General features: G+C 51.3%; 20 protein-coding genes. 11 read left to right on the top strand and 9 right to left on the bottom strand.

The genetic code is table 11. The features are described from left to right. The first annotated feature begins 163 nt into the window (after positions 1-163). The 3 genes from C7B82_RS19590 to C7B82_RS19580 all read left to right on the top strand — a co-directional run bounded on the left by C7B82_RS19590 (position 164) and on the right by C7B82_RS19580 (position 1361). Positions 164-376 (top strand): type II toxin-antitoxin system HicB family antitoxin, encoded by a 213-nt coding sequence (locus C7B82_RS19590; protein WP_106257963.1) that lies wholly within the window; start codon positions 164-166, stop codon positions 374-376. Then, entirely contained in the window at positions 373-570 is a 198-nt protein-coding gene (locus tag C7B82_RS19585; protein WP_219904594.1) for a hypothetical protein, read from the top strand. The genes C7B82_RS19590 and C7B82_RS19585 overlap by 4 nt, the downstream gene beginning before the upstream one ends. A 227-nt stretch (positions 571-797) precedes the next feature. Next, positions 798-1361, top strand: a complete 564-nt coding sequence (locus C7B82_RS19580) for a Uma2 family endonuclease (RefSeq protein WP_106257962.1) — start codon at positions 798-800, stop codon at positions 1359-1361. 16 nt (positions 1362-1377) lie between these two features. Here C7B82_RS19580 and C7B82_RS19575 read toward each other — a convergent pair whose 3' ends face one another. After that, complete coding sequence (locus C7B82_RS19575) at positions 1378-1629, bottom strand: helix-turn-helix domain-containing protein (RefSeq protein WP_106257961.1); 252 nt, start codon at positions 1627-1629, stop codon at positions 1378-1380. Between the two features lie 35 nt (positions 1630-1664). Between C7B82_RS19575 and C7B82_RS19570 the strand changes: the two genes are divergently transcribed. Next, the gene (locus C7B82_RS19570) at positions 1665-1904 is read left to right on the top strand and encodes a hypothetical protein (RefSeq protein ID WP_245939994.1); all 240 of its coding nucleotides are present in this window, start codon (positions 1665-1667) and stop codon (positions 1902-1904) included. 77 nt (positions 1905-1981) lie between these two features. On the opposite strand, the gene C7B82_RS19565 is transcribed toward C7B82_RS19570, so the two are convergent. Continuing rightward, positions 1982-3250, bottom strand: coding sequence for a histidine kinase (locus C7B82_RS19565; protein WP_106257964.1), 1269 nt, complete (start codon positions 3248-3250; stop codon positions 1982-1984). A gap of 178 nt (positions 3251-3428) precedes the next feature. Next, a complete protein-coding gene (locus C7B82_RS31570; RefSeq protein WP_146141207.1) occupies positions 3429-4562 on the bottom strand; it encodes a universal stress protein in 1134 nt (377 codons plus the stop codon). Positions 4563-4907: 345 nt separating this feature from the next. Here C7B82_RS31570 and C7B82_RS19555 point away from each other — a divergent pair, with 345 nt between their 5' ends. Beyond that, entirely contained in the window at positions 4908-6098 is a 1191-nt protein-coding gene (locus C7B82_RS19555; protein ID WP_106257959.1) for a glycosyltransferase family 4 protein, read from the top strand. A gap of 411 nt (positions 6099-6509) precedes the next feature. Continuing rightward, on the top strand, positions 6510-9059 hold the full coding sequence (locus C7B82_RS19550; RefSeq protein WP_146141206.1) for an AMIN domain-containing protein: 2550 nt from the start codon (positions 6510-6512) through the stop codon (positions 9057-9059). A gap of 365 nt (positions 9060-9424) precedes the next feature. Here the strand turns inward: C7B82_RS19550 and C7B82_RS32505 are convergent, their stop codons facing one another. Continuing rightward, positions 9425-9562: a hypothetical protein gene (locus C7B82_RS32505; RefSeq protein ID WP_181357573.1), complete on the bottom strand. Its 138-nt coding sequence runs from the start codon at positions 9560-9562 to the stop codon at positions 9425-9427. 65 nt (positions 9563-9627) lie between these two features. On the opposite strand from C7B82_RS32505, the gene C7B82_RS19545 reads away from it, so the two are divergent. From C7B82_RS19545 to C7B82_RS19535, 3 genes are all read left to right on the top strand, one after another. Then, positions 9628-12012 (top strand): PhoX family protein, encoded by a 2385-nt coding sequence (locus C7B82_RS19545; protein ID WP_106257957.1) that lies wholly within the window; start codon positions 9628-9630, stop codon positions 12010-12012. A gap of 771 nt (positions 12013-12783) precedes the next feature. Further along, positions 12784-14493 (top strand): GspE/PulE family protein, encoded by a 1710-nt coding sequence (locus C7B82_RS19540; protein ID WP_106257956.1) that lies wholly within the window; start codon positions 12784-12786, stop codon positions 14491-14493. A gap of 325 nt (positions 14494-14818) precedes the next feature. Next, the gene (locus C7B82_RS19535) at positions 14819-15733 is read left to right on the top strand and encodes a hypothetical protein (RefSeq protein ID WP_106257955.1); all 915 of its coding nucleotides are present in this window, start codon (positions 14819-14821) and stop codon (positions 15731-15733) included. Between the two features lie 139 nt (positions 15734-15872). Here the strand turns inward: C7B82_RS19535 and C7B82_RS19530 are convergent, their stop codons facing one another. The 4 genes from C7B82_RS19530 to C7B82_RS19510 all read right to left on the bottom strand — a co-directional run bounded on the left by C7B82_RS19530 (position 15873) and on the right by C7B82_RS19510 (position 22163). Continuing rightward, positions 15873-16877 (bottom strand): FecR domain-containing protein, encoded by a 1005-nt coding sequence (locus C7B82_RS19530; protein ID WP_106257954.1) that lies wholly within the window; start codon positions 16875-16877, stop codon positions 15873-15875. A 122-nt stretch (positions 16878-16999) separates the two neighbouring features. Further along, positions 17000-17491, bottom strand: coding sequence for a peptidoglycan-binding domain-containing protein (locus tag C7B82_RS19525; protein ID WP_106257953.1), 492 nt, complete (start codon positions 17489-17491; stop codon positions 17000-17002). A 107-nt stretch (positions 17492-17598) separates the two neighbouring features. Further along, complete coding sequence (locus C7B82_RS19520) at positions 17599-20046, bottom strand: tetratricopeptide repeat protein (protein ID WP_106257952.1); 2448 nt, start codon at positions 20044-20046, stop codon at positions 17599-17601. A 527-nt stretch (positions 20047-20573) separates the two neighbouring features. Beyond that, positions 20574-22163: a glycoside hydrolase family 57 protein gene (locus tag C7B82_RS19510; protein ID WP_106257950.1), complete on the bottom strand. Its 1590-nt coding sequence runs from the start codon at positions 22161-22163 to the stop codon at positions 20574-20576. 400 nt (positions 22164-22563) lie between these two features. Here C7B82_RS19510 and C7B82_RS19505 point away from each other — a divergent pair, with 400 nt between their 5' ends. Further along, positions 22564-23691: a type IV pilin-like G/H family protein gene (locus C7B82_RS19505; RefSeq protein ID WP_106257949.1), complete on the top strand. Its 1128-nt coding sequence runs from the start codon at positions 22564-22566 to the stop codon at positions 23689-23691. Between the two features lie 86 nt (positions 23692-23777). On the opposite strand, the gene C7B82_RS19500 is transcribed toward C7B82_RS19505, so the two are convergent. Next, entirely contained in the window at positions 23778-24209 is a 432-nt protein-coding gene (locus tag C7B82_RS19500; RefSeq protein ID WP_339375150.1) for a phosphate-starvation-inducible PsiE family protein, read from the bottom strand. Positions 24210-24814: 605 nt separating this feature from the next. Here C7B82_RS19500 and egtD point away from each other — a divergent pair. After that, positions 24815-25831: an L-histidine N(alpha)-methyltransferase gene (gene egtD / locus C7B82_RS19495; RefSeq protein ID WP_106257947.1), complete on the top strand. Its 1017-nt coding sequence runs from the start codon at positions 24815-24817 to the stop codon at positions 25829-25831. Positions 25832-26195: the final 364 nt, after the last annotated feature.

Below are 26195 nucleotides of genomic sequence, written 5' to 3'. Positions count from 1 at the left end.
GAACCCGAACCTCTCGCTTTGCCGCACTCAATCCCAAGGCTCTAACATGTTAAGCAATATTTCGCCAACGGTATCCTAAAGTGGGTAGTTTCGACTAGCGTGCTGGGACAATGAACTAGGCTTAAAGCTGACTGTGACTGTTGCAGAAGAGATCGAAACATAGATGAAACCTCGCTACAGCCTCTTAATTCAATGGTCTGATGAAGACCAAAAGTATATTGTGAGCCTGCCCGAGTTTGGTCCTTACGCTCATACTCATGGAGATACGTATGGGGAAGCGACTCAAAACGCTCAGGAAGTCCTTGAACTTTTGATTGAGACGTACGAAGAGCAGAATAGACCTTTGCCACAACCAGCAACACTTCAGTGTGCATGAAGATTACAGAGGCTTCTGAACCGCAGCGCGATGCAGATGACCTGCTTCCAGAGTACGAGTTTGACTATCTCAACGCTCGTCCTAATCGTTTTGTAAGCAAAACGGCTAATAGTTCTTTAACGGTTGAGCTGGAACCAGATGTTGCTACTGACATCCAGATGCTAAAGCAGTCAATGAAGCGTTACGGTTCCTGATTCGGATCACAAAAGAGTCTATTCCCCATTCGTGAGTTGTAAAGAACGTGGAAGCGCCGACCAGTGACAGCTATCACGATTATCTCGTTTCTCGTCTCAAAGATCCGATTTATGCAGCGCTGTGGCAGAAGACGATCACGAATAGATAAACTTCGCTACAGCATCGTGTTCTAACGGTCTAGAAAGTATAATGTAAGCCTGCCTGACGTTACGGGAGGCAAACTTGCATGGTACAAACACCGTCTAAAACTCTCACATTAGAGGCGTTCCTGCAACTACCAGAAACCAAGCCTGCTAGTGAATATATTGACGGTCAAGTAATTCAGAAGCCAATGCCGCAAGGGAAGCATAGTGCGATTCAAACTGAACTAGCGCCCGCAATTAATGGTGTTGTAAAGTCAAAAAAAGTTGCACGTGCGTTTGCAGAGCTTCGATGTACGTTTGGTGGACGATCAGTCGTACCAGACGTCTCTGTGTTCACCTGGAATCGCATTTCCCGCGATGAAACTGGCGAGATTGCAAATAGTTTTTCGTTAGCGCCTGATTGGACGATCGAAATCCTCTCGCCAGATCAAAGCCAAACTAAAGTAACCAAAAATATTTTGCATTGTCTAGATCATGAAACCCAGATGGGTTGGTTAATTGATCCAGATGAACAAACGGTGTTCATCTATCGCCCTAAACAGCAGATACAAGTATTTGATCAGCTCAATCAATCACTTCTTGTACCAGCGTTTGCTAGCGAGTTGCAGCTTACGGTCGGTGAATTGTTTAGCTGGCTGTCAAATTAACGTCGGATTCTGTTCGTTACCTGTCTTCTCGTTCATCCTGCTGCAATAAATCGCCTAAATAAAGCTGGATAAACGTTTTGGCTGCGATCGGGTCGAGGTTTTGCAACGCTTTAACAATCTCAGCAACCGTTTCGGCGTTGGGATCTACCTGTTCGTGAAACCAGCGGTTGACGACAGCGCGATCGACATTCAATACGACAGCGAGTTTGTTCTGGCTAATCTTGTAGGTTTCTAGTGTTTGCTTGAGGGCTTTGCCTGCTCTTCCCATGCTCCTGATCCTGTCAGAGGAGCAGGAGCTAGTAAATGTTGATATTTAAGTCAACATTTCAGGCATTTAAATATATGACGTACAGCGATCGCCTCAAGCGGTGGGCTGTGGTTCGCTTGCTTGCAAAAATGCGGCGGGTGACGGTCGCTCGCTTTGTCAAAGAATCGGATGCGGATGGATTTGCTCACGCGCTGCGTCGTCTTGAACCACAGGCCACATTCATCGTGGTGTTCGATCCGAGGAGTGGTCAGCAGCATGAAGGCGATCGCTATTAATTATTTACTGGACGTTAGACGATCGCTCCTCTCCAACCTACCAACTCATAACCAACAACTAACGACCAACAACCTCCCTACATGCGACAAACCGGCAGCGTGAAGTGAAAGCAACTGCCCGTATTCGGTGTGGAATCGACCCAAATTTGACCATAATGGGCTCGAATAATGCGCTGACAGAGCGATAACCCGATGCCGTAACCGTCTTTGGCTGCATCGCGTTCCAGTCGGAAGTGGTCTTCAAAAATGCGATCGCGGTTTTCTTCGGGAATGCCAGGGCCGTTGTCGCCCACGCTCACCTGCACTTTTTGCGTCGTGCGGTGCAGAATCGAGACTGCAATCGAGCCACCAGTGGGTGTGTACTTGACGGCATTATCGAGCAGGTTCACTAAAACCTGCCGCACCCGTTCGCTATCGGCATAAACACCTGGCAGATCGGAGGGAATATCGTGCGTCACTCGTTGCGCTTTCGCCTGAAAGCGGTCTTGCAGGTACTCCACCACCTCAACGCAGAGAGCACCTAGATCCAGTTTTTGCGGGACGATCCTTAGCTCTCCACTGGTGCCCCGTGCTGCTTGCAAAATGTCGGTGATCATGTGGTCGATCGCCCGCGTTTGGGTGCGTGCGTGCTTCAGGAGTTGCGCGGTGAGGGTAGGAGTGAGGCGTGAAGACCAGCCTTCGGTCACGCTATGCCCCATTTCCAGGGTTTCTATGGCGATCGACGCGGCTGTGAGGGGATTGCGTAAATCGTGTGCCAGCATGGAAATAATCTCATCCTTAAAGCGAAGCTGGTGCTCCAGTTCCGCTTTCTCCTGCTTCAGGCGAAACACTTCATCAGTGAGTTGGAGTAGTTCGGCTGAGTGGGCGATCGTGCCCAGCGCACTAGACAAGGCGTTTGCATGCGTTCCCATAACAGTGGTGGTGTCAGAGGCATTCGTTAACACTGCGGCTGAACGATCGGCGATCGTGGCTGCCTTAACCACATCGAGATTTTCGTTCAACGCCTGCTGATAGCTGGTATTGACCATGTAAGTTTCGACAGAGCGTTGCCAGTAGGGCCACCAATGCTTAAGCTGCGCGACCAGATCAGTCCCTGCCAGCATTTGCCGAGGCTCAGGATGAAGCTTGATCAAGGCAGGCGTGGCGACTAGGCGAAAATGTTCAGCTAGATAGGGTTGCTCACTGACATCGATCACTTCTAGAGCAAACGTATAGACGGCTCGAAAGTCTTTGAGTGCGTCACGAATTTGCCGAATGCGCTCTCTCGACCTCGGACGCTTATCGATAAACAGCAATAGCTGCAGCGGTATTTCGTCGTTAGTCTGCTTTTCAGAAAATGCCTGCATGCCATCTCTTTCCAGCACTTCAAACAAACAGGTCAAGATTGCTCTTGGCTGACATAGCGGAATGAACATTAAGAGAAGTGATCGAATTGATACTTCTCACTACTCTATAGAGTAGCCTCTCACGCCCGTTTCTGGACACTACAGTTTCTCCGTTCATTGCTCATTTGTGATCAAGCGTTCAGTTTGCTACAGCTTGCGCTGCTCGGCAGAGCAGTATCGGGCAAGGTGCATGGTGCAGCGTATAGTCTTCGGTGGCGCTGAGGCGGGTATTTCGTAGAACGGGCGGTTGCTTCACCAATTCAGTCTCGATTGGCTTCGATCGCCGAAATGACTGCAATGAGAACCGTCTTTCCCCTGCAGGTAGGGGTAACCAACGTCGCATGGTATTGCCTCCTAGCACAATCAGGTTTGCTTGCTGCTGTAGCGCCACCTGACAGATGAGCGGACCTGGTTCGCCTGTTTGCCGCAGTGTCTGTACCTCAACGTCAAGCGTACTAAAGGCCGCTTTCGCATCATCAAGAATGGTCTCACTTTGCTCCCTCTGAGCCTCCTGAAGGGATTGGGTGAGCTGCCAGCTAGGCGTCGGTGTGGCAAAAGGCCCAAACAGATAGTCGGCATTCAGCGGCTGTTGAGGATAGAGAATCGTAACTTTCTTTACCCCTGCCGGAAGAAGTTGCTGAGTGATTGCGATCGCCTGCCGAGTGGCTGGAGAGTCATTGACGACCAGTAGAAGGTGCTGCAAGCTCGGTGATGCCGCCGCTACAGCTGTACCACGAGCGACTAAAACACTACAGGGCGCATAGCGTGCAATGACAGCAGAAACACTACCCATCAATCGTCCACGCATACCGCTTGTGCCCCGTGATCCCACTGCAATGAGTCCTGCTTGCAGCGTTCGAGCACAGTGCAAAATTTCGATCGCGGGACGACCCTGGCGCACCTGCACCGTCAGCGGCAAATTTGCCGGAAAGCTGGTCTGCATTGTCTTCGCAAGGTCATCAGCAGTCGGTATTGGCGTGGCTGTAGCCAGTGTTTCTGGTGCTCCATCCACCGCGATAGGGGGCGTCTCCTGATTAGCATCGGGCAAACGGTTTGCCACAGACGCTTGCTTTGGAGGTGGCTGCCTGGAGCGACTCGAACGATGTGGCTGTACCGTTAGTACCGTCACGAGCGCTCGCCCGTTACCATTCTGCTGCGCCTGGACGCTCTGGGCGATCATGGCTAGCAGCGTCTGTGCGAGTTGGGCGCTAGGCGAACCATCCGTTGCCAGCAGAAACGGGGAAAAAAGAACTGGAGCAGTTGTTTGAGTCATGGCTTTAGCCGTTTACCCCCAATCATGAAATCAAACCACTCCTTCCCGCACGTATCTGTGTCGTAGTGCATACTACTAGATTACGGTAGCTCTTAGCACTAAGTTATGCGATCCGCAATGTAACGCGATCGTGACAGTTGTTTGCCTGGTGTTCCCAACAGATTATTCTGGCGACAACGAGCCAACCACCAACTTCAAAACATGCTTCTGCTCACTCAGGTCGATTGCCGCCAGCGATGCGAGCGATGACCGGATTCCTTACATCAGACGGCTGTGCCTGCTGAGCTACTCTAGGGAGAGGCCTCGGTGAAGTTAAAATCAAGTTAATTGTCGAGACGATCGCTGATGAAGATTCTGGTACTGGCCTGGGAATTCCCGCCCCGCATTGTGGGTGGAATCGCTCGACATGTAGCAGAACTTTACCCTGAGATTGCGAAGCAAGGGCACGAAATTCACCTGATCACAGTGGAGTTTGGGCAAGCTCCTGGCTACGAAGTGGTTGATGGGGTGCATGTTCATCGGGTTGGCGTGGGGGTGAGTGCTAACTTCTTCCACTGGATCGTCAATATGAACGAAGGGTTTGGGCAGCATGGCGGTAAGCTGCTGCTAGAAGAAGGCCCTTTTGATTTAATTCATGCTCACGATTGGCTGGTCAGCGATGCCGCGATCGCCCTCAAGCACACCTTCAAAGTGCCGTTAGTGGCAACAATTCACGCTACTGAATTCGGCCGTCACAACGGCATTCATACAGAGGCTCAGCGCTACATCCACCGTAAAGAGCATCAGTTGGTGTATAACGCCTGGCGCGTCATTGTTTGTACAAACTATATGCGCTTGGAGGTTGAGCGCACGTTAGCAGCGCCCTGGAATAAAATCGATGTGGTCTACAACGGCATTCGACCAGAGAAAAAGCAGCGCGATCCAGAATTTGACTACTGGAATTTTCGCCGTCGCTTTGCCACTGACGATGAAAAGATTGTTTACTATGTCGGTCGTATGACTCATGAAAAGGGGGTTTCGGTGCTGCTTGAGGCTGCTCCCAAGGTGCTTCAGGCGATCGGTCATACGGTTAAGTTTGTGCTTATTGGTGGCGGCAATACAGACCACCTGAAGCGGCAAGCCTGGGAGTTAGGCATTTGGGATAAATGCTACTTTACTGGGTTTATGTCCGATGTTGACCTGGACAGATTTCAAACGGTAGCAGACTGTGCTGTGTTTCCCAGCCTGTATGAACCGTTTGGCATCGTGGCGCTGGAGAGCTTTGCGGCTCGTGTGCCTGTCGTTGTTTCTGACACAGGTGGCTTGCCGGAAGTAGTGCGACACACTAAGACAGGCATTGTCACCTGGACAAGCAACGCTGATTCCCTTGCCTGGGGCATTCTAGAAGTCATGCGGCACCCTGGCTATGCGCAATGGCTGGTAGACAATGCCTACGCTGATCTGAAGCATCGCTTCGACTGGTATAAGCTGGCGCTACAAACAGAGGCCGTTTACGGACGGGTGTTGCATGAGCGATCGCAGGTCGATTGGGAGTAAAGCGGAGTGAGCGGTCAGCGGTCAACGTTTTGCCGAGATTGCTTGAGGCTGCTGGTTGGTGGAAAGCCGTTCTGATTTGCATCCCCTACGCCCTACACCCCATACCCCATCTAGATTGAGCCTTGCCACTGCTCCACTGTTTGAAGCGATACCTTAACGCAGCCTTTACTTTACAAGTGTTTCATAGCAGCAAATCTAAGGTAGCATCTTTGAACTGCTTGGGCTTTAGCTTCGCTTGGTCCGCTGATCACGCCGCTGGGAGCTGCATCGCAGTGTTCAAAACAGCAGTCGTCTTGTTTATCGGTTGAACCGGAAAGGGATGTCGATTCTATTCAAGCCAGTTTGCAATGCTTGCAGCTTCATGCAGAAACCAGTTTGCGTACATGGCCAAGTCAAAAACAGGAGGGGCACTTGCAACGGCATACAGTTGTGATCAGCCAGATGCTGTTGGGTGCAGCAGCGATCGCACTTGTTGCTCAACCAGCTAGCGCGCTGACTCAAGTCACTGGGCTGACCCTCAATCCCACTGCTAGCGGGATTGACATTGTGTTGCAGCTACAGGCAGCAGCACAAGGCAGTGCGGGCGATAAACCGCAAGTGTTCACCAGTGGTCAAGGGAATACCTGGGTGGCGAATATTACCAAGGCTCAGTTGAGTCCAGCCACTAAGCCGTATCGACAGGATAATCCGGCTCCTGGCATCGCCACCATTGTGATGGCTAATGCGGGTGCGAACAGCATTCAGGTAACTGTTACCAGTAAACCGGGTTCGCTGATGGGGCAAGCCCAACAGGAGGGCACAAAATTAACCCTTAGCCTTCTCTATGCTGCTGCTAATGGGACTGCTGCCACCAACAGCAACCCGCCTGTATCGGGAGCGTCGGTGAATGTGCCGCCTCAGGCTCAAGCCAGCCCATCAGCAACAACAACTCGCACACCCCCTGCGACATCTGCAACCCCAGCCGTAGCGCCTGTCCCCGCACCGACCCGTTCACCCACACCTGTTGCCACCCCCAGCTCAACGGCGGCACCGACCCCTCAACCATTACCCACTCCACTCCCCCGACCACCGATCCCCGCAACCCCCTCAGCCGCTCAGTCCTTCAATTCCCCAACTCCCCAGACTCCGCTTCCGTCTCCAAATAAAATCACCTACACCGATCTCAGCGTCCAGCCAACGACGATCGACCTGGGTACGGCTGCGCGTATTGAACGCGTGGTGCTGCGAGAAACCCCCGTCCGGGAAGCGCTGGCACTCCTGGCCCGAGCCGCCGATTTGGGCATCGTCTATGCGGAAGATCTAGGCGTTACGGCTACCCCTGGAGCGCCTGCTCAAGCTGCTGGATCGGTGATTGATTCCAATATTTCGCTCGACATTGAGAACGAACCGATTCAGGATGTGTTTAATTACATCTTGCGAGCAAAAGGTCTGAAGGCCAATCGAGTCGGCAAAACCATCTTTGTCGGTCTGAACCTACCAGCGACTACGGGTAGCTACGTGACGCGCACGCTACGACTTAACCAGATGCGGGCAACCCTGCCTCAAACAAACCTGACGACTACGGCTACCAGTACGTCTAGCCTTACGAGTGGGGGCGGGCAAGGCGGCAGTACAACGACGAGCCAGGTGGGCAGAAACAGCACAACGACCGAAAACATCCCCTATAAAGGGGCGCTACAAGTGCTGGAAGAGTTGGGGGTAAACAACAGCCCTACAGCCAGAAGCCCTGTGTTCAGAGGGTTACAGGTGACAGCCGATGCACGTACCAATACGTTGTCGATCGTCGGCTCGCTAGAGCAGGTGCAGCTTGCTACGGATTACCTCAACAAGCTGGATGTGCGACGGAAGCAGGTGGCGGTGAATGTCAAGATCGTTGAAGTCGATTTGTCCAAAACCAGCAATATTGGCTCCAGCTTTTCTTTTGGTGTGGCTGGCAACTTCTTTAATGTGAATCAGGGGCGAGGGGGTGTCAATGTCGGCCCCGTTAACCCATCGTTGATTGATTCAAACAGCCTTACCAGCCCTTCGACGATCGCCAATCCCTTTGCAACTGTGCAGCCGCCGTTGAACACCAACGCGCAGGTGACCGACTCACGCGGTAACACTCTGGGCTTTCAGCCTGCCAGCCCCATTAACTCTAATCCCCTTGCGCCAGTGGTGACGAACTTGACGGGTGGTTCTGTGGTCAGCACCAACAGCGCGGTGACGACGGTACTAAACCAGGCGTTGACCTATGGCTTACCGCCCTTGTTTCAATTTCCGATGCAGTTTTTGCTGAACTTACAAGCGCAAGTGGTTTCCGGCAATGCCAAGATTCTGACTGACCCCACGCTGATTGTGCAAGAAGGCAACCAGTCGCAGGTCAACCTGACCTCGCAGGTGTTTTCTGGCTTCACGGAACAGCGAGTTACGGAAGGGAATGTGACATCTACGCGCATTCTGCCGCAGCCACCCATTGATGTGGGGGTGATTTTAAATGTGCAGGTGGATCAAATCGACGATAACAACTTTGTGACGATCGCCGTTTCGCCTGAAGTCAGCTCCCTCGGTCAGCAAATTACAGACCCGTCGCGCAACAACCTGTTGATTCAGCAACTTGTCAATCGCCGACGCCTAGAGACGGGTAAAATTCGCCTGCGCGATGGGCAAACGCTGATTTTAACCGGCATCATTCAAGAGCAAGACCGCGAGATTATCACCAAAGTACCGATTTTGGGCGATATTCCGCTGCTCAATTTACTCTTTCGCAATCGTAGGCTCGAACGCTCACGCAACGAAGTCGTCGTGTTGGTAACCCCCCAAATTTTGGATGATTCGGATCGATCGCCCTACGGGTACAACTATCTCCCTGGGCCAGAGGTGGAGAAGTATTTACGGCAACGAACGCCTCAGCCAGCGCCAAGTAACACACCAGCGCCAAGCAATGCTACACCCACACCGCAGAGTGCTCCAGCGCCATAGGCTAGGTCATCCCATTGCAACCGATGCCACTCCAACAGACTCCAGCGTCACCACAAAATGACGCCAACCACGGCCTGCTGTTGTGTCAGTCCTCCAAAGTTAGAAACGACCCTTTGACGAGATCAATTAGAACGGCTTGCTAGTCATTTTTACGGAAAGCTGCCTCTTCAGTATTAACCCTGAGATTAACCCTGAGATTAACCAACCTTAATGTCACAGAGATACGTTTGTATGGGCATCAATTTGTCTCCATTGATGCCATTTGCTTGTGAAAGATACGGCAACTGAGCAGCTTTCATGAGAGCGCGACCTGACTGATCTTAAGGCTGGAGTCGATGTAATCTTGCCGTCATTTCTATGACAGGCTACCAGCCTTGAGCATAGTGGTCGTTGCTGTTTTTGTGAGTTAACGCTCGTTCAACGCTGTAACAGTACGGGTGTTCTACGACTGCTTCTTTTGCTTGTCGGTAGGTGGCGATCGCGATGCGAACGTAACCCTGCACGCTTAAGAAGCGGGTGCTTTCAATGGTTGTGTTTATGGTTCATTCTTCCTTCAGTAGGGTGTCTTATGCCTAACTTTTCACGTCGACAACTATTGCTTTTCTTTGGTAGCACTGCGGCTGCTACGGCTCTAGAGCCAGTCGTGAGTCACAAGCTCTTTGGCGGTAGCAATACCACGATGGCTGAAGCCGCTTCCCTCACGTTTACGCCAGTACGCCTGCCTCACCCCTTGCCGATTTATCAGCAGCAGAGCAGCTTTTTAGCCACTGGCTTTGGTCAGGGCAGTACGCTCCCAGCAGCGCCAGTGCCCAATCTTGATGCCTTTCGCCCGTTAGATGATGTTGTTGTGCCGCCCGAATACGAGCGCTATGTCATTTTGAGCTGGGGCGATCGTGTGTTCCCTAACCCAGACGACTATTTTGGTTATAACAACGACTACACGGGCTATGTGCCCATCGAAGGACGAAACGATGGTTATCTTTGGGTGAACCACGAATACAACAGCTTTCCCATTTCTCCCTTAGCGCCTGAAGCACCTGCCGATGTGGCAACCTTTGCCTCGACAGGCCCGATCGTGATCGAGGGTTTCCCTACGGCGGCGGGTCGTGCGCTGTCTGGTGAGTTTATGTACAACATGGGTGGGTCGATTGTGCGCATTGCCCGTGATGGCCGTAAAGAACAGTTTGCTGCCGTTAAAGATGCCAAAAATCGTCGTCTTCATGGCTTATCGGGTCTAGGCATCAATAGCCAGCGCTCCGATGCTTATAGCGGCGTCACCAGTTGGGGATCGAAAAGTTACCAAACGGGTGATCACAATTATTTAGTTGCCACCGGACCCGCTGCCAGTGAGGTGTTTGAAAGCATCAACTCAGATGGGCTGGGCAATAAAATTATTGGTACTGCCTACAACTGCTCTGGCGGCACCAGCCCCTGGGGCACCATTCTGACGGCTGAAGAAAACTTTCAGGGTTCCACGGGCGCTTTTTTCGTGGGTGTTCAGGAAAGCGTTAAGCCTGACGGTACTCAAACGGGCTATGCCGCAGGCACCACAGGTGCTGAATTTGGTTTGGTGGGCGAGAAATATGGCTGGATGGTTGAAATCGATCCAGCGAACCCCGATTATCGTCCTCGCAAGCACACGGCACTGGGTCGTTATCGACATGAAAACATTGCCATGCGCGTGCAGGCTGGCAAAAAGCTGGTTGCCTACTTGGGTGACGATCGCCGAGGCGGACACACCTGGAAGTTTGTTAGCAACGGCACGGTGAAGAATCCTAAGAACAAAGGCAACAGTAAGCTCTTTGAAGACGGTGTGCTTTACGTCGCGAAATACAATGCTGACGGCACTGGCAACTGGTTACCGCTGCTGCTCTCATCACCCACCAATCCGGTTAAACCCTCTGAGCTTACGACTGGTGACCCACTGAAGCTTAGAAGCGGTAGCACCCGGTTCCCAAGACGTACAGGTATTGCAGGCCAAACTACCGATGGTGGATCAGTGGTCGTGGCGCTCACGCAGCTTACCAGTACAACAAACGGCGTCACAACTGTTACAGCCGTGCCTGAAAGTGAAGCGTTACCAGGCTATCAGGGCAAGAAGTTAAGCGACTTCTACACCAGCCAGGGCGCTGTACTGGTGGATGCCTTCCTTGCTGCTAACCTGATTGGTGCCACTCCAACGGCCCGCCCTGAAGACATTGAGATCAATCCTAGAAATGCCAGAGAGGTCTTCATTTCCTATACCGATGGCGCTCCCGGTAGCGATGGCTACCCCGATTCGCGCATTTTCGTTGTGGGTAAATTTGCGGCAGCGGTCAACGACACCCAGCAATCGGGTGGCATTTACAAGATTATCGAAGACAGCGCTGATAGCACAGGCAACACTTTCCGCTGGGAGCGGTTTGTTCAAGGTGGTGAAGCGGGCTCTGAAACGGGTGCCGGTTTCGCCTCAGTCGATAACCTGGTGTTCGATAACCGCGCCAATATTTGGGGTGTGACTGACATGTCTACAACGACCCATAATGGGTTTGCAGTGGGCGCAGCGGGTACACCCAACACGATCGACCACACCAGAACAGGCGATGTATCGGCGTTTACGGGTGTGTTTGGCAACAACTGGTTATTCTACATTCCCACAACTGGTACCCATGCAGGGCAAGTGGTGCCCTTTGCCTACGGTCCACCGCGTTGTGAAATGACAGGCCCCACGTTTGTTGGCGACACGCTGATTATCTCGGTGCAGCACCCTGGTGAAGACTGTCCGTTTACGCCAAACCCAACCTTAAGCCGCACGATCGAACTTCTAGCGTTGGACGGCACGTTGTTTAACCAGACCCGTACCGTTTCACGCGGTAGCAACTGGCCCAGCAACATTCAGGGTCAAGCTGAAGGCCCACCGAAGCCCTCGGTGATTGGCATTCGCCGCAAGCGCTCTAACGGCCAGTTCGTCTAGAGCCACGACAGCAGGAGAGAGGAGACGCGATCGTGCCCTTTCTCCTGCCCATCGTCTGAGCAACTATATCTTCTGGGCAACTATGTCTAAAGACATTGGCTAGGGGCAGGTTTTGCCAAAGTCTTGCTATCTAACCGCTAGCCTTGTTGTTAAACTGTCTCTAAGGATCGTGGATTAAATAAAATCGACAAATTATTTGCAGGTACGGGCGCACGGCCGTGCGCCCCTACGGGAAATGCCGGAGTTATTAAATTCTTGTTCCTAAGGAGCGTGGATTGAATAAAACCTGTGATTTACAGCAATTCTCAATCGGGTAAGCCACAGCCTTGTCGAGACGGGTGTGGGGTGTAGGGTATAGGGTGTGATGAATGCAAATGAAAACGGCTGTAATTCTCATTCGTAAGGGGCTGCTGTTTGACACAAAGCGCCTTCAGCCCGTCCCATTCATCATGCTGCTTATTTAGAAACGCAGATTTAATAAGGTGCAATTCTTTCTATAGGGACGTTCCATGGAACGTCCCTATAGAAGGGAATGGTTCAGATTCATCAATCCACTATCCTTAGTCACCTCTGACCGACGATCGATGGCATTGCTCACAGATCCAATCAGTCATTAGCAACGTATACAGTCGCAGATCCATGACGGGATCGACAATCGCAGCCCATTCATCCGTCGGTCTAACATAGGGGTGCAAGGTTTTCCCCTAGAGGGGAAAACCTTAATCAGAAAGTGCCTAAGCTGTAGGCAATGTTCCATTGTCTTGAGGAATCATGCAGGCTTCTACCGCTTCAACATCGGCTTGGCAGCAACTCAAACAGCGTGACATTAGTTGCGATGAAGCCATCGAACTTTTGGTCAATGATCAGGGCATTGTCAAGCTTCAGTTGCTCGATCGCGAAGTGACCTACCGCTTTCTGAAGCAGTTTTCCGATCGTCGCTCTCTGCCGCCCGTGATTCCGTTACTACTGTGGCGCAATTGCTATTACTTGGGTAGCCCCATCGCTTTGAATGAAACGGCGATCGCTAGCCTGCGAGAGCAAACCGCGACAGCCATCCATGTGATTGCGATCGCTGAGCAAAGTTACCGTGCCTGGTTTCACTCTCAAGGTCTTGACCAGCATCGTATCAACGCCGATAGCGTGACGAACCCGTTGACAGGGGAAGTCGAGCAAGAAAACATTGGCAAGATGACAGAGTTACATCTGTCGAAAGCCACTGACCAGATTGGTCGCATCAAAACCTTAATCTCAGGTGCCCTGCGGAACCGCGCTAGCGACATTCACCTGGAGCCGACCCTGGATGGTTTGCGAGTGCGTTATCGCATTGACGGCATTTTGCGCAACATCACAACGCTGCCGCTAGAAGTAAGTCGGCGAGCAGTCGTGGCTCTGAAAGTGATGGCAGATATGGATATTTCCGAAAGCCGTCGCCCTCAAGATGCCCGTATTAGCGAGAAGTATGTCTCGGAAACCGAGGCCGAAGTAGGGCTGGATATGCGGGTCAGCACCTTGCCGTGCGTGGGTGGTGAGAAAGCCGTCATCCGACTGCTGCCCCGGCAGAATCCGTTTTCTAGCATTAATGAATTGGGGTTTTCTGACAAGGCCTTAGCCATCTACAAAGGTTGGTTAGCGCAGCCGCAGGGGATGGTGATCTTTACGGGACCAACGGGGTCGGGTAAAACCAGTACGCTTTATACCAGTTTGCAGGCAATCGCCACTGAACACGTCAATGTGGTGACAGTCGAAGATCCCGTCGAGTATGTGCTGCCCTGCATCACGCAAACGCAAGTGCATGAGCCTGCGGGCATGACCTTTGCTGCAGGGCTCCGCGCCATTTTGCGGCAAGATCCTGACATCATCATGTTGGGTGAAATCCGCGATCACGAAACGGCTGAAACCGCGATTCGTGCCGCTCTAACAGGGCATCTGGTACTCACAACGCTGCACACCAATGATGCCACCAGCGCTATTCCGCGTCTGAAAGATATTGGGCCTGATCCAGGGTTAATTAGCGATGCGCTGCTCGGTATTGTGGCACAGCGCCTGGCACGCAAAGTCTGTTCCCATTGCGCCGAACCCTACACGCCTACAGAACGTGATTTGAATGTTTTGGGGCTTGATTTGAAACAGGCGAATGCGGCAGCGTGGCGGCGTGGTAAAGGCTGTGCCCGCTGTTTTAACTCTGGCTATTTGGGTAGAGAAGCGTTGATTGAGATGCTGAACATTGATACGATCGTGCGGCAAATTATCTACGAAGGCAGCATGACGGAACTCCACCGCTATTTAATCGAGAGTGGGTTTCAGTCGTTTCAGATGGCCGCGATCGAAAAAGTGACGACGGGTAGAACCACTGTAGAGGAGGTGCTGCGCGTCTTACCCCACAGTGCGCTGTACCGCAAACGATCGCAGATCGCATCACCAGACACAACGCCACAAATGATCACTAGCAACGGTTTCAAGGAAAAAACGATTTTCAACTAAAAGTCGCTACACAATAAAGTTATCTATGCCGCTTTCGATTAAGGCTTAGCCAATTCGATTAAGGCTTAGCCAAAAGGTTATTTGCGAGTAAGGATGTTTAAGTAACTTATAATTTTCGATTAAGAATTGTAGGCTGAGTCCTGTCGCCATCACTATGTGTGTGAATCTAGCTTAAAGGGTGAAGAAAGTTTCCTGATGTTTACGTTTAATTTGGTATAGAGCTTAATGGTGGCTGCTAGATACTGAGCTAAAGTACGCTAAGATACAAGGCACAACATCGTCGACTACTAAATCTATATCGACTACTAAATGCATTTTAAGTTTCATGAAAGGCTACTTAGTAAAAGTACTGGATTACTTTAAAGCCCTCATTCGAAAATTAACACGATTTTCTGTTCAGAAGCCACAGCGAAAATTTCCGAGCAACAAGGCGCTTGAAAATAAGTTAGAGAAATCTGTAGGTAATTCCCTTTCCTCTTCAGCACAAGTAGAATCGCTTGATGAGCCTGTTATCTCTCCAGATGTAGGCGTGCCGTTTCAGAAGCCATCAAACTACCCGCCAATGCTAAAACGGGAACTTCTGATTGACAGACCATTTGAATTCGATCCAGAGAGACATGTCACTGGCTCTTCCTCTGCCCCAACACACAGGCAAACATCTGTTGAGCGTCTCACCACACAGCCAGTACCTTTCAGCAACAAAATCCAACGTACTGAAAAACCTGGCCAAAAGCGTCCGTATATTGAATGTCATACTGACGAACTTGAAAGTATGGCCAATTCGGCATGGAACGATCTGAAAGTCTTGAGCGAAATACGTTATGAGTTGCAGTTTCGCTCCCGAGCAAAAGCTCAAACTTTACTCAGCCATATTTTACAAAGACTAGCAGAATTACAAGACACCAGACAATTTGCTTGGCCGTCGACAACAGCAAGAGCTGGTTTACAAAATTTATCAGATGATGTCTTCAAAGAGAAAGAAGGCATTTTGAAGCTCTATGGATATAGAGTTGGTTTGAATGGTCTACCTGAAAAACAACGTAGGCAAATTCTTGATAATATTTTCTTGCATCCTTTGCCATCCATAAATGACGCCTCTTACTTGAATGAATGGGGACTACCACGTACAGCCAAGAGACTGCAAAAATTAGCTAAATCTATTGCCGCATTTACATGCAATGCGAAACGGCGACGTAGGGCAATTTTGCTAAAGCAATTCAGGATTGGGAGGCTGATTTAGCTTATTTGAAGCGCACCTACTATGATGGGCATTTTTATTTTCAGTGGCCTCGAACAAGTACTTAGAGGTTGTTAGCAGTGTGGCCGGAGGTGATACGTTGCAGCTAGCGACTAACAGATCCTACAAAATTCAATGTTATTTAATTTTCATTCCTTAGTCGCTCTGGTGCTGCTGGATCGCGATCGCGTTTGCGAGGTTCAGAGCGATCGTCGTCGGATGTTTCTGACTTGCGATCACCGCGATCATGGTTGGGCTTATGTGCTTTTTCCAGTTTGTTTAGTTTTTGTTGTGCGCGATCGCCTTGTGCTCGATCGCCCCGTTTTTGGTCGTCCGCTTCTTGGATGCCTGCTCGTTCTTTTGCGGCTTCAGGCACCTTCGGGAGAGCCTGCAACGTCAACTGTCCAGGCTTAAGGCGCTCAATGATCGAGAGCGTGGACATTTTCCCTTTCTTAAAACTGCGTAGGAGTGGATCGGTCTGTCGCTTCTGTCGCCATTCTGCTCGACTCATGCGCCGCACGCGTCGACGGATTTGACCAATATCGCGATCGCCCGGCTTGATTCGCACTTCATCCGCTGTTTTCAGCAATATGTCTTCGGTTTGACCGGGCAATCGCACGGCAACGGAGCCTTCCCACGCAAAAAACAGCACCCCATCGTTGGGATCTTGCGGAATTTTGACAAACACCGTTGTCCCACGAATGCCAGCAACGGCTACGGGCGTGACGATTTCGGTTGGCACCTTTTTGCCCGGTTGAACCCAGGTAATCATGTTGCCAGCGGTAAGGTTGAGGCGATTGTCAGGCTGGAGCGTCAACGTTGCATTCCCAGCTAAGCGAAACGCCAGCCCACTGTTCATGTCAATTTGAGTCAGCGCCTGCCCTTGAGTGCGAATGGTTTCGCCTGCTTGTAGCCCCATCCCTTCTTCTGCAGGCTGTTCTTGCGGTGCGCTAAGCAAGCGAACAAAAACGGGCAGTTTTCGGATCTCACTAATTTTGGCGATCGGCGTTGCAACAACGGGCGTTGAAGAAACCGTCGATGGAGTGATAGCAGTTGAAGCCTGGTTGGAGGCTGGGCGGGCACAGGCAGTGAGCACGCCTACCAGCATTGCAAAACCAAAGCGGCTGATATAAGTCTGGATGATCATCCTCAAAGGATGGCTTAAAACAGCAGTGAAGAGCAAGTGCTTGATGCAGCAGCTCTTTTACAATCCATTGCGGGTTCAGAGCCAAAGTCTGTTAAAACGAACTAAAACGTTCCCTCTGACCGTCAGCGGGCAACTTTGCTTAACGCTAGCCAGGTGCAGTTAGAGACGATGCCATCAACGATTAACCCCTTGCGTCGCTGAAACGTTTGGACAGCAATTTCTGTGTGCTGATCAAAGGTGCTATTTAAGACGACTGCCGTTTGGCCGTCAGCCTGTAGCGCTTTTTGGAGCAAAAGGACGGCTTTGCTTTGACTACCCCGTTGCAGTATTGGCATGTCGATCGGAGTCCCCGCATAAAGCGATCGCCAGGTCAGCGCGTCTACAATGCCAGTTTCGGGCAAAAAGACCCGCCGCTGAAAGGTTTTCAGCGCTTGTTCAACCTGCGCGCTAAAGATGCCATCCGCCGCACTATCGTAAAGACTCCAGTGGGCTAGCAGTTTTTGGATGGCGATGACTTCCACATCGGTAGAGCCGACTTGAAGCAGCGGTTGGTGGAACGATGGGTAAAGGGTCACGAGCACAAGGTAACACTCAGAATGAGGCAGAGGAGACATCACTCAGCCTCCAGAGCCATTTGATACCTACTAAAGTACTGGGTTACTGAGCCGTCGCCCTCACCGCGCAGGCTCACCCGATTGGGTGAGCGAAACAGGGTGCTTCATCAGGCTTCACTTGAGACCAGGGACTGACTTGACGTTGCGATCGCCAACGTTTTGTGCAGCTTTTTGATTGTGCTGAGGGTTTGCTGATAGTTAGCCATATCGCCTTGCTCAGAGAACAGTTCAGCTGCCTGACCGAGATCTTGGATGGCGTCAAGCCGATGCCCGATTTTGACGCAGGCAAGCCCCCGGTAAAAGTGAGCCGTAGCATCTTGTGGGTTCAGCCGAATCACTTCGGTGTAATCCTGAATAGCACCCAGCTTATTTTGCAGCCGAGTACGTGCTAAGCCCCGGTAAAAGTAGGCGGTAGCAAAGTCAGGGTTGATTTGGATCGCTAAGGTATAGTCTTCGATCGCCCCCATTTTGTCGCCCTGTTCAGACCGTACAAAGCCACGATTACAGTAAGCAATAAAGTTTTCGGGATTGTGGTGCACGGCTTGCTCAAAGTCTGCCACCGCACCAGCGCGATCGTTCTGGTCATAACGAGCCAGCCCACGGTTGTTGTACGCCACATCATCGTCAGGGTGAATCCGGATGACGTCGGTGTAATCGGCAATCGCCCCCGATCGATCGCCCAAGTCATAGCGGGTAGCGGCACGGTTGAAATACGCGATCGCGTCATCAGCATCGAGCGAGGGTTGATCAAACCGATCTACTAAGCCTTGAATCACCTCGCTATCCGTGGTGCGCAAACCAACCGCCGCCCGAGGAAAAACAGCGCTGGCGGTAGCGACGGACTGAGCGCCCAAAATGGCGTAGCTGCGATCGCACACTAAGAAATGCTCATCCGTTCCCAATACCTTGAAGCGAAATTGCGCGGGATATTGTCGCTTGAGTTGGGTCAATTGATGGAGCGTTTTGTGGAGGAAGCTCTTTTTGGTTGGATCCAGGGAACGGCGACGATCGATTGATCGTGGTGTATGACCCTGACTCATGTCGCCTAAATGCCCCCAGCCAAAATCCAGGCACCCGTTACGATCGAGAAACTCCCTAAATTTCTGGATCAGCTCTGCATCGAGTGTTTGGGCATTTGGATAAGGATAGACGACGATCAGCCGCGCCTGTGCCTTGTCCAGCGCTTGCTCCAGCAAGACGCGACTATACCCTGTAGCATCCTCTTGCCGCTGCGAACCCTTCACATCAAAGACTAGCTCATATGCAGGTGCTTCGGTGGGTTGAAGCTGCTGCGCGATGTCTTCCAGATGGCTTTTTACCGCTGCATCCACTTGTGCTTCCACATCAACAGCGTTGCTTTCTGCCCACTCTACCCGTGCTGACAGGTATTTCACCTGACTTTCGAGGGCCGTGGAGTCGAGCACATGGGGCAGGCGGTTGACCCAATCACGCAGGGTCTTTTGCTGATGCTCTAGCGTGTGGGCAAACTGTTGTATCCCAGTTAGTTGCTGCTGGAGTTGACCCACTTGAGTCGTTACCATGCTTTGAACATCCGATCGCAGGTGCGTCAGGTCGGTGGCGATCGGCAACTGATTCAGGCGATGTTCCAGAGCGTTGATGGTCGCCTGTAGCCCTTCTACAACAGCCGGATCGGGTTGCAGCAAGCCACTATCCAGGATTGACCCAAAGCCCTGCTCGGTCATTTGCAGCTTACTTGTGACGGTATCCAGCTGCTTTTTCAGAATCGCCGTGGCCATTTTGATCGGCGTCACCGTCTGGTCTAATGTGTCTTGCTGTTGGCTAATTTGCTCAACTTGCGTCATCAAGCGTGCCAGTTCGCGCCGCGACACCATCTCGCCCAGTACTTTTACCAGCGAATCCACATCTTGCTTGAGCGCGCTGGCATCAAACGGCGTCGGCAGCGTGTTCAGGCGGCGATTGATGTGGTTAATCTGATCCTGCATGACACGAGGATTGCTGTTTTGCTGCTCCTCGCCTAACTTTTGAAGGTTGCCCCTCAGTTGAGCCAATTCTGTTTTCAATTGGGTTAGCACGGAGTCCATGTCATCAACGCGATCGATCGTGCATAAGCGCCCCAGATAGGTCGTTACTGCGTTGACCGAGTCAGCCAGATCGGCGTAATGGGTCTGCAACTGGCGTACTTCTTGTGCCATTAACCGCCATTCTGGCTTCGCTAGTTCGCGCTTCAGTTGGGTAATGTCTTGAGTGAACCCCGCCGTGCCTTCTGCCGTTTCGTGTAAGACGGACTTCCTCAGACTGGCAAGATCCAAAAAGTTAGGCAGCACCTGAATTTGCTGCCGCAGTGCAGCAAGGTCTGCAGACAGCTTCTGGTCTAGCTGCGTGACAGACGCTTCGGTATGTGCTAGCGTTGTTTCTTCTAATCGTCGACGGTTGACTAGATTGACCAATAGCAACGCTGATACGGGCGCTGCTGTAAATAAAATCTGTTGCGAGGCAACGGATGCCAGTGAGCCAAGACCTGCGCCAACAAGTAATGCGTACTCCGAAAGATTGAGCCAGTTACGGTTCTTCACAGCTTCCTCAAACCGCTTTATGTAGGGTTGATTAATGGTTGAAATGGCTGCTGTGGCTGTAGATGCACCAGCAGAATGTAGCGGGGGCTTGAGCTTCTCTATCTTTCTTCATGCCAAACCGTGCTCGATCAGGAAATCCTTGCACAAGGAATTGTGGCGCGGCTGAATGATGGCTGCAGCCGCAAACATAGTCTTCACCATTAGCATCTTTGCAGCGAAAAAGGGCAACAGAGCTGGTCGCACGATCGGCTCTGTTGCACATACTGCTTGAAATCGGCTCCATCACACCTTCGAGAAGCGCCATGTACCGTATCGGCGCAAGCAGAAGAAGGCTCCACTATTAACGATCACCCTCTAAGTTGACGCTATGGGGCTGTAAAGAAATAACGTCATGGACGGTAGCGGTCAGCCGTCAGCGGTCAGCCATTGGAGGAAAGCTGACCGCTGATCGCTGATCGCTAATCCAAACGTATGCAGTTATTTTTTAACAAGTCCTATGGCACGACCGCAAGTTCCATTGCCACGCTTCAGAGCGGTCGATAAACGCGGTAGTCGATGTTGGGGAAAATATTGTCGATCGCCTCTACTTTCTCCAACCAGCCTGAATCAACCTTCCCTTGCTTGATCTCTTCGTAGAGCTTGTGGAAGCGCATCAAGTGCGATCGTGTCCGTCGCACCGCATAAGGCACCATCGTGCCAGTACGCATAATAAATGCCCAGTCGGACGATTGCGCTAACAGTAGCTCTCGTGCCGCCTGATTGAGCGATCGCCAGACCAGTTCATCCTCTGGTTCATTTTTCGCCAGCTCAATCATTCGTTCCGTCGCTTTGTGCAGATGCGGATAAATCCAGGCGTTGGTTTCATTCAGCCAGTACTCGTGGAACCCCTTGTAGCCCCAGCTTGATTGAGAAGGATGGCACACCTGTTGGGTCTGATTCCCTTGCAAATAATCGGCCAGGTGCGTCATCTCAAACGTGCCCTGGTCAAACCATGACTTGCGGAACAGGTAATCGATAAACCAGGGTCCTTCGTACCACCAATGTCCAAACAGCTCGGCATCATAGGGTGACACAATGATGGGCTTGCGCTGCATCATGCCGTAAAGATGCTCCACCTGCCGCTCACGGTTATAGGCAAAGTTGCCCGCGTGTTCTGCTGCTTTTTCGCGTGCCCAGTAGGGGTCATAGAGTTGCTTGTCGCCCAGCCCCAGCCCTTTTCCTGTAATTTTGTGGTATTTAATACCAACGTTCTTCCGCTGTCCGTTGGGCATCACGTAGGGCTTGATGTACTCATATTCAGCGTCCCAGCCCAAATCCCGATAGAATTCCCGATATTCAGTAGCACCGGGGTAGCCCACCTCAGACGACCAGACCTGCTGTGACGATTCGTGGTCACGACCAAAAGCCGCAACACCAGTAGGGGTAAAGATGGGCGCATAGGTGCCAAAGCGGGGACGGGGACGAGCGTAGAGGATGCCATGCCCATCGGTGAGAAAGTAGCGCAAGCCAGCATCCGCTAGCATCCGCTCAACCCCTTCGTAGTAGGCGCATTCGGGTAGCCAAATGCCCTTCGGTGCGCGTCCAAACGTCTCTTCGTAGTGTTCGCAAGCGACTTTAATCTGCGCCCACACGGCTTGCGGATACATCTTCATTAAGGGGAAGTAGCCGTGAGTTGCGCCGCAGGTAATGATTTCGAGATTATTGGACTCGGCAAACTGGTTGAAGGCTTTGATGAGGTTGCGATCGTACTTCTCCCAAACCTGCCGCACCTGATTAAACTCTTTGGCGTAATACTCTGCCAAATATTTAAGGTGCCCATTGTGAGCGTTGCGCTCAATTTCCATCTCTGCCAGTTCTTCCAACTGAGCGAGATGGTCGTCATAGCGCTCTTGCAGCAGCGGATCGAGCAGCATTGACACCAACGGCGGCGTCATACTCATCGTGATTTTGAAGTCAACGCCATCGTGCTTCAAACCCTCGAAGACTTGCAGGAGTGGAATGTAGGTTTCTGTAATCGCCTCATAGAGCCATTCCTCCTCCAGCACATAGCCGCTTTCGGGGTGACGGACAAAAGGCAAGTGAGCATGCAGAACAAGAGCGAGATAGCCAATACTCATAAGAACGTCGATTTAGAGGGGTTAAGCGAGTTGTGGCGCAGCGGCTTGCCAGCATTGTAAAGCGAAATGGTAGTTGAAAGGTGGGTCTGTTGTTAGAGAGTGAGGGGTGAGGGGTGAGGGGTGAGGAGAGGCAGAGGCAGAGGGAGCAGGGAAGCATCTGTAGGGGCAAAGCAGGTGGTGATCAGTTCAAATTATGGATCGAGAGCTTCGTTTGCGAATGCTTCGCCCCTATTTTAGAAGATGGTAAATGGTAAAAAGGAGACAGTTTAGAGGTGGTGTCCTGAAACGCTGTAGGAGCCGTGCGTGAACGCTTGATCGACTTTTCGCCCGATCGGCGTTTTGCGAGTATCCTGATGCTAAATGATTTATCGAGTCAATTTCTTTCGATCGATGCTCTGCCATGACTCAGCCGAACCTACTTGAACTTGCGAAACAGGGTGAACCAGAAGCGATTGCTACGCTCATCAATCTCACCTTAGAACCGAAGGGCGTGGTTGCGAAGGCAGCCATCGAAGATGACTGTCTGTATGTGTTTCTCAGTTCAGCCCGTGTGTTGAATGCTAAAACATTGGTAGCGTTTATCCAGCGAGGTATTCTCCGCTTAGAGGTGCCCTCGATTCAACAGGTGCAAGTTTACGGGCAACGCTTTGAGGATGACCAACCGCTTTGGGTAGAAACATTTGCGATCGGTGGGTCGCCAATTGCTGAGGCTCTAGAGGCACTGTCTCATACATCATCGTCGTCTCCGCCCATTGCATATCCTTCAGTGGTTGATGCAGACAATTCACCTTCCAGCCTTGCGACACCAGGCACTGGATGGAAGCAGCAATGGGCAGAGCGAACACTGCCGTTGCAAGCGTCGTTGGGTCAGGCTTTAAGCACATCGAAACAGTTTTTTGCACGACGGCGCGATCGTGTTGCACCACCACGCGATCACACCCGACGAGAACCCTTTGAGAGTTCGCTGGACAGCCAGCCGGTGAACTATGTAAAGCTATCGGTGCTTGTCACGCTGGCAGCGTTCGTTACAGGTGGTGCGGTGGCGCTGATTGCCAACTCGAATACAGTCGGTGGCGATCGCAAAACAAGTGAAAAAGCGCCCACGATCGCCTCTGGAAGTCAACTGACCATCAAATCTGGCGGAGAGCAACTTAAAGACCAGCAGCAGTCAACCGCCAGAAAGTATCTGGAAACCATGAATAAAGCTCAGCAGAAGTTTTATCGCGAGAATAGTCGGTTTGCTTCAACGCTGGAAGAACTGGAGCGGTTCGCTGCCGTACCGTTCACCTCTCGCAGTGACTACGTCTACAAACTCACGGTGCCGAGCAAAACTCAGTCCCAGCTAACGGCTGTACCAAAGGCTGACGGCTTAAAGAGTTATACTGCAGCTGTCTCAATTGCCAAGTTGAGTAACCAGGCTGTGGCAGCCATTTGTGCCTCTCAAGAAGCAGCGAAGGTGCCACCACTTGTCTTTCAGTCGCCTGAGGGCACGGTGCAATGTCCGGTAGAAGCGGCAAAAGCATCGTGAATAAGCGATCGTCAGTTTTGTGTAGGGGCGTTTTGCGAAATCCCCTACACGCGAAACGTCTCATTAAACACTGGCCACCGATCGCCTCAATGATCGATCATGGCTAACGACTCCAAGCTTTCTGCCTGCTTCCTTGCTACTCGGCGCTCTGGATCGATGCCGACAAATGTGGGTGGTAACCAAACGCGAACGACTAAGAGCAGCGCCATCACCATTAAAAACGCACAGGCTGCCAAGATCTGACTCCAGGGAACCTCAAGCACCCCTCGGACAATGACTTCCCGCAAAACTGACACGATCGCCACCTCAACCGCAACGCCGATCGACACTCGCTGTTCCTGCAAATAGATAATCAGCAAGCGAAACAGCTCAACCAAGATCAGCAAGAACAAGATGTCGGCTGTGACGGCTCGAAAATTAAGCGGCGGCAGCAGCGAAATAAACATCGCTCTCAGCTGAATGACCATCACGCAAAATAGACCGATACAAAGCGAAACGACGATCAAATCTTGAACCATTTCAAGCGCACGCACGATATGGCTTCGGTTTAATGTTTCGTACCAGAGTCTTGATGAGTGCTTAGAAGGCAGTGGCTGCATATAGAAATTCGTTAGGTAATCACTCTATTTAAGTTCAGTCAAAGTTATCAGTAAAGCTTAATTGTATCGATAAAACTAATGACACGTATTATAGTCCTCATATCGGCTCGGCTGAGCTGCTCGATCAGCTGTAGTTGTTGGGGTCGTTGATTGGTGTACGATCACAAGCCCACCTCATTACTTCGAGCTGCACTTCACTAAGGCTGAACGTTCTCATCATTTTTTAAGCCTACACTCAACTTGTGATTGGGTTGAAACCGGAAAATAGCGATCACGTTTGAAGTGAAACGTGGAGCAGGCTGACATAATCTCCGTGCAGCAATAAGTTTACAGGTTGCTGATCCCTTCAACTTAAAGACAGATGTAAAAGCCGTTAGAAGCGCTGTTTAATCTCTATGGAGTAACTAATCCTGATAGCCTAGACTTTGCCTTCAGACTGCTCCAAAGTTTATGCCATAGCGCTGGTTAATGTGCAGAACTTGATTATTGGACTAATGCAGATATCGTGAAAGGAGACCGATTTAATGAACTTTGTACAACAAGAAAATTCTCGTCTACGTTGGATTACGTTGAGTTCATCAGAGACATTGGTTGCTGAAGGGACAGATATTATTGAAGGGCTGGAACACGCTCCCAAGACCCTTCCCTGTCGTTACTTTTACGACGATCGTGGCTCCCAATTATTTGAGCAAATCTGCGATTTGCCTGAATACTATCCCACCCGCACCGAGCAGTCGATTCTAGAAACCTACGCCACTGAGATTGCTCAATTCACTGGCTCCTGCGAATTAGTGGAACTGGGCAGCGGTAGCTCTCGTAAAACTCGTTTGCTGCTGGAAGCTTACAGTCAGACGAACGACCAGCTGCAATACTGCCCGATTGATGTAAGCGCTGGTATCCTCAAAACTACTGCACTGGAGTTGCTGCATCAATATCCTAAACTCAAGCTCTGCGGGTTAGCGGGAACGTATGAACAGGCACTCGATCAACTGCCCCCTGCTGAATTGAAAAACCGCATGTTGATCTTCCTGGGCAGTACGATCGGTAATTTGAATGCGGTGGAGTGCGATCGCTTTCTTGATCGTGTCCGCAAGGCGCTTAAGCCAGGAGAGTTTTTCCTTTTGGGCGTTGATCTACAGAAAGACCCAGTCATTCTTGAAGCCGCTTACAACGATGCTCAGGGCATCACAGCAGCGTTTAATCTCAACCTTCTGGCTCACTTAAACTGGCGGTTCCAAGGCAATTTCAAGCTCGACCAGTTTTCTCATTGGGCCTTCTACAACACTATTGAGCATCAAATTGAAATGCATCTCCGCAGTCTGGTAACGCAGACCGTTGCCCTGGAAACGCTAGATTTCCAGAAAACGCTACAAGCTGGAGAAACCATTCACACTGAGATCTCGCGCAAGTTTCACCTACCAACATTGGTCAAGACCTTAGAAGCCTATGCCTTCCAACCGTTGCAGGTTTGGACTGATCCAAATAATTGGTTTGGCTTGCTGCTTTGCCAACGCCAGTGCATCAGCGATGAGTGTCCCTAAAAGTGAGAGAGTGGTGCAAAGCGACAAGGGACGTGATATGGAACGTCCCTTGTCGCTGCAGCGGTCGGTAACCGGTCGTCCCTAAGGGGCATCAAACACCGCTCTCTTGCTTGGGTGCCTGTATTTTTAAGAAGCGCATATCCAGTCCGGACACCGTTTGGTAGCGTTTGGCGCCACGCGCATAGGCCCATGAGGCCAACTCGAAGGCTCGCTAGAGCGTGCGAGCGCGCCTGTACAAGGACGCGTTGTCAAAGGGCCACCCCAAGCGACCGCCGCCGAAACGCTGCTTGGAGAAAAAACAGGGGTTGGGATTGATGTTTGTCTCGCCCGTTTGGATGTGTACCTGCGGCCCCAAGGGCCAACC

Origin of the sequence: Stenomitos frigidus ULC18, from assembly GCF_003003795.1 — a bacterium.
GTDB lineage: Bacteria > Cyanobacteriota > Cyanobacteriia > Leptolyngbyales > Leptolyngbyaceae > Stenomitos > Stenomitos frigidus_A.
The sequence above is the reverse complement of the archived record's forward strand: the minus strand, read 5'-3'. Positions and strand labels throughout refer to the sequence as shown.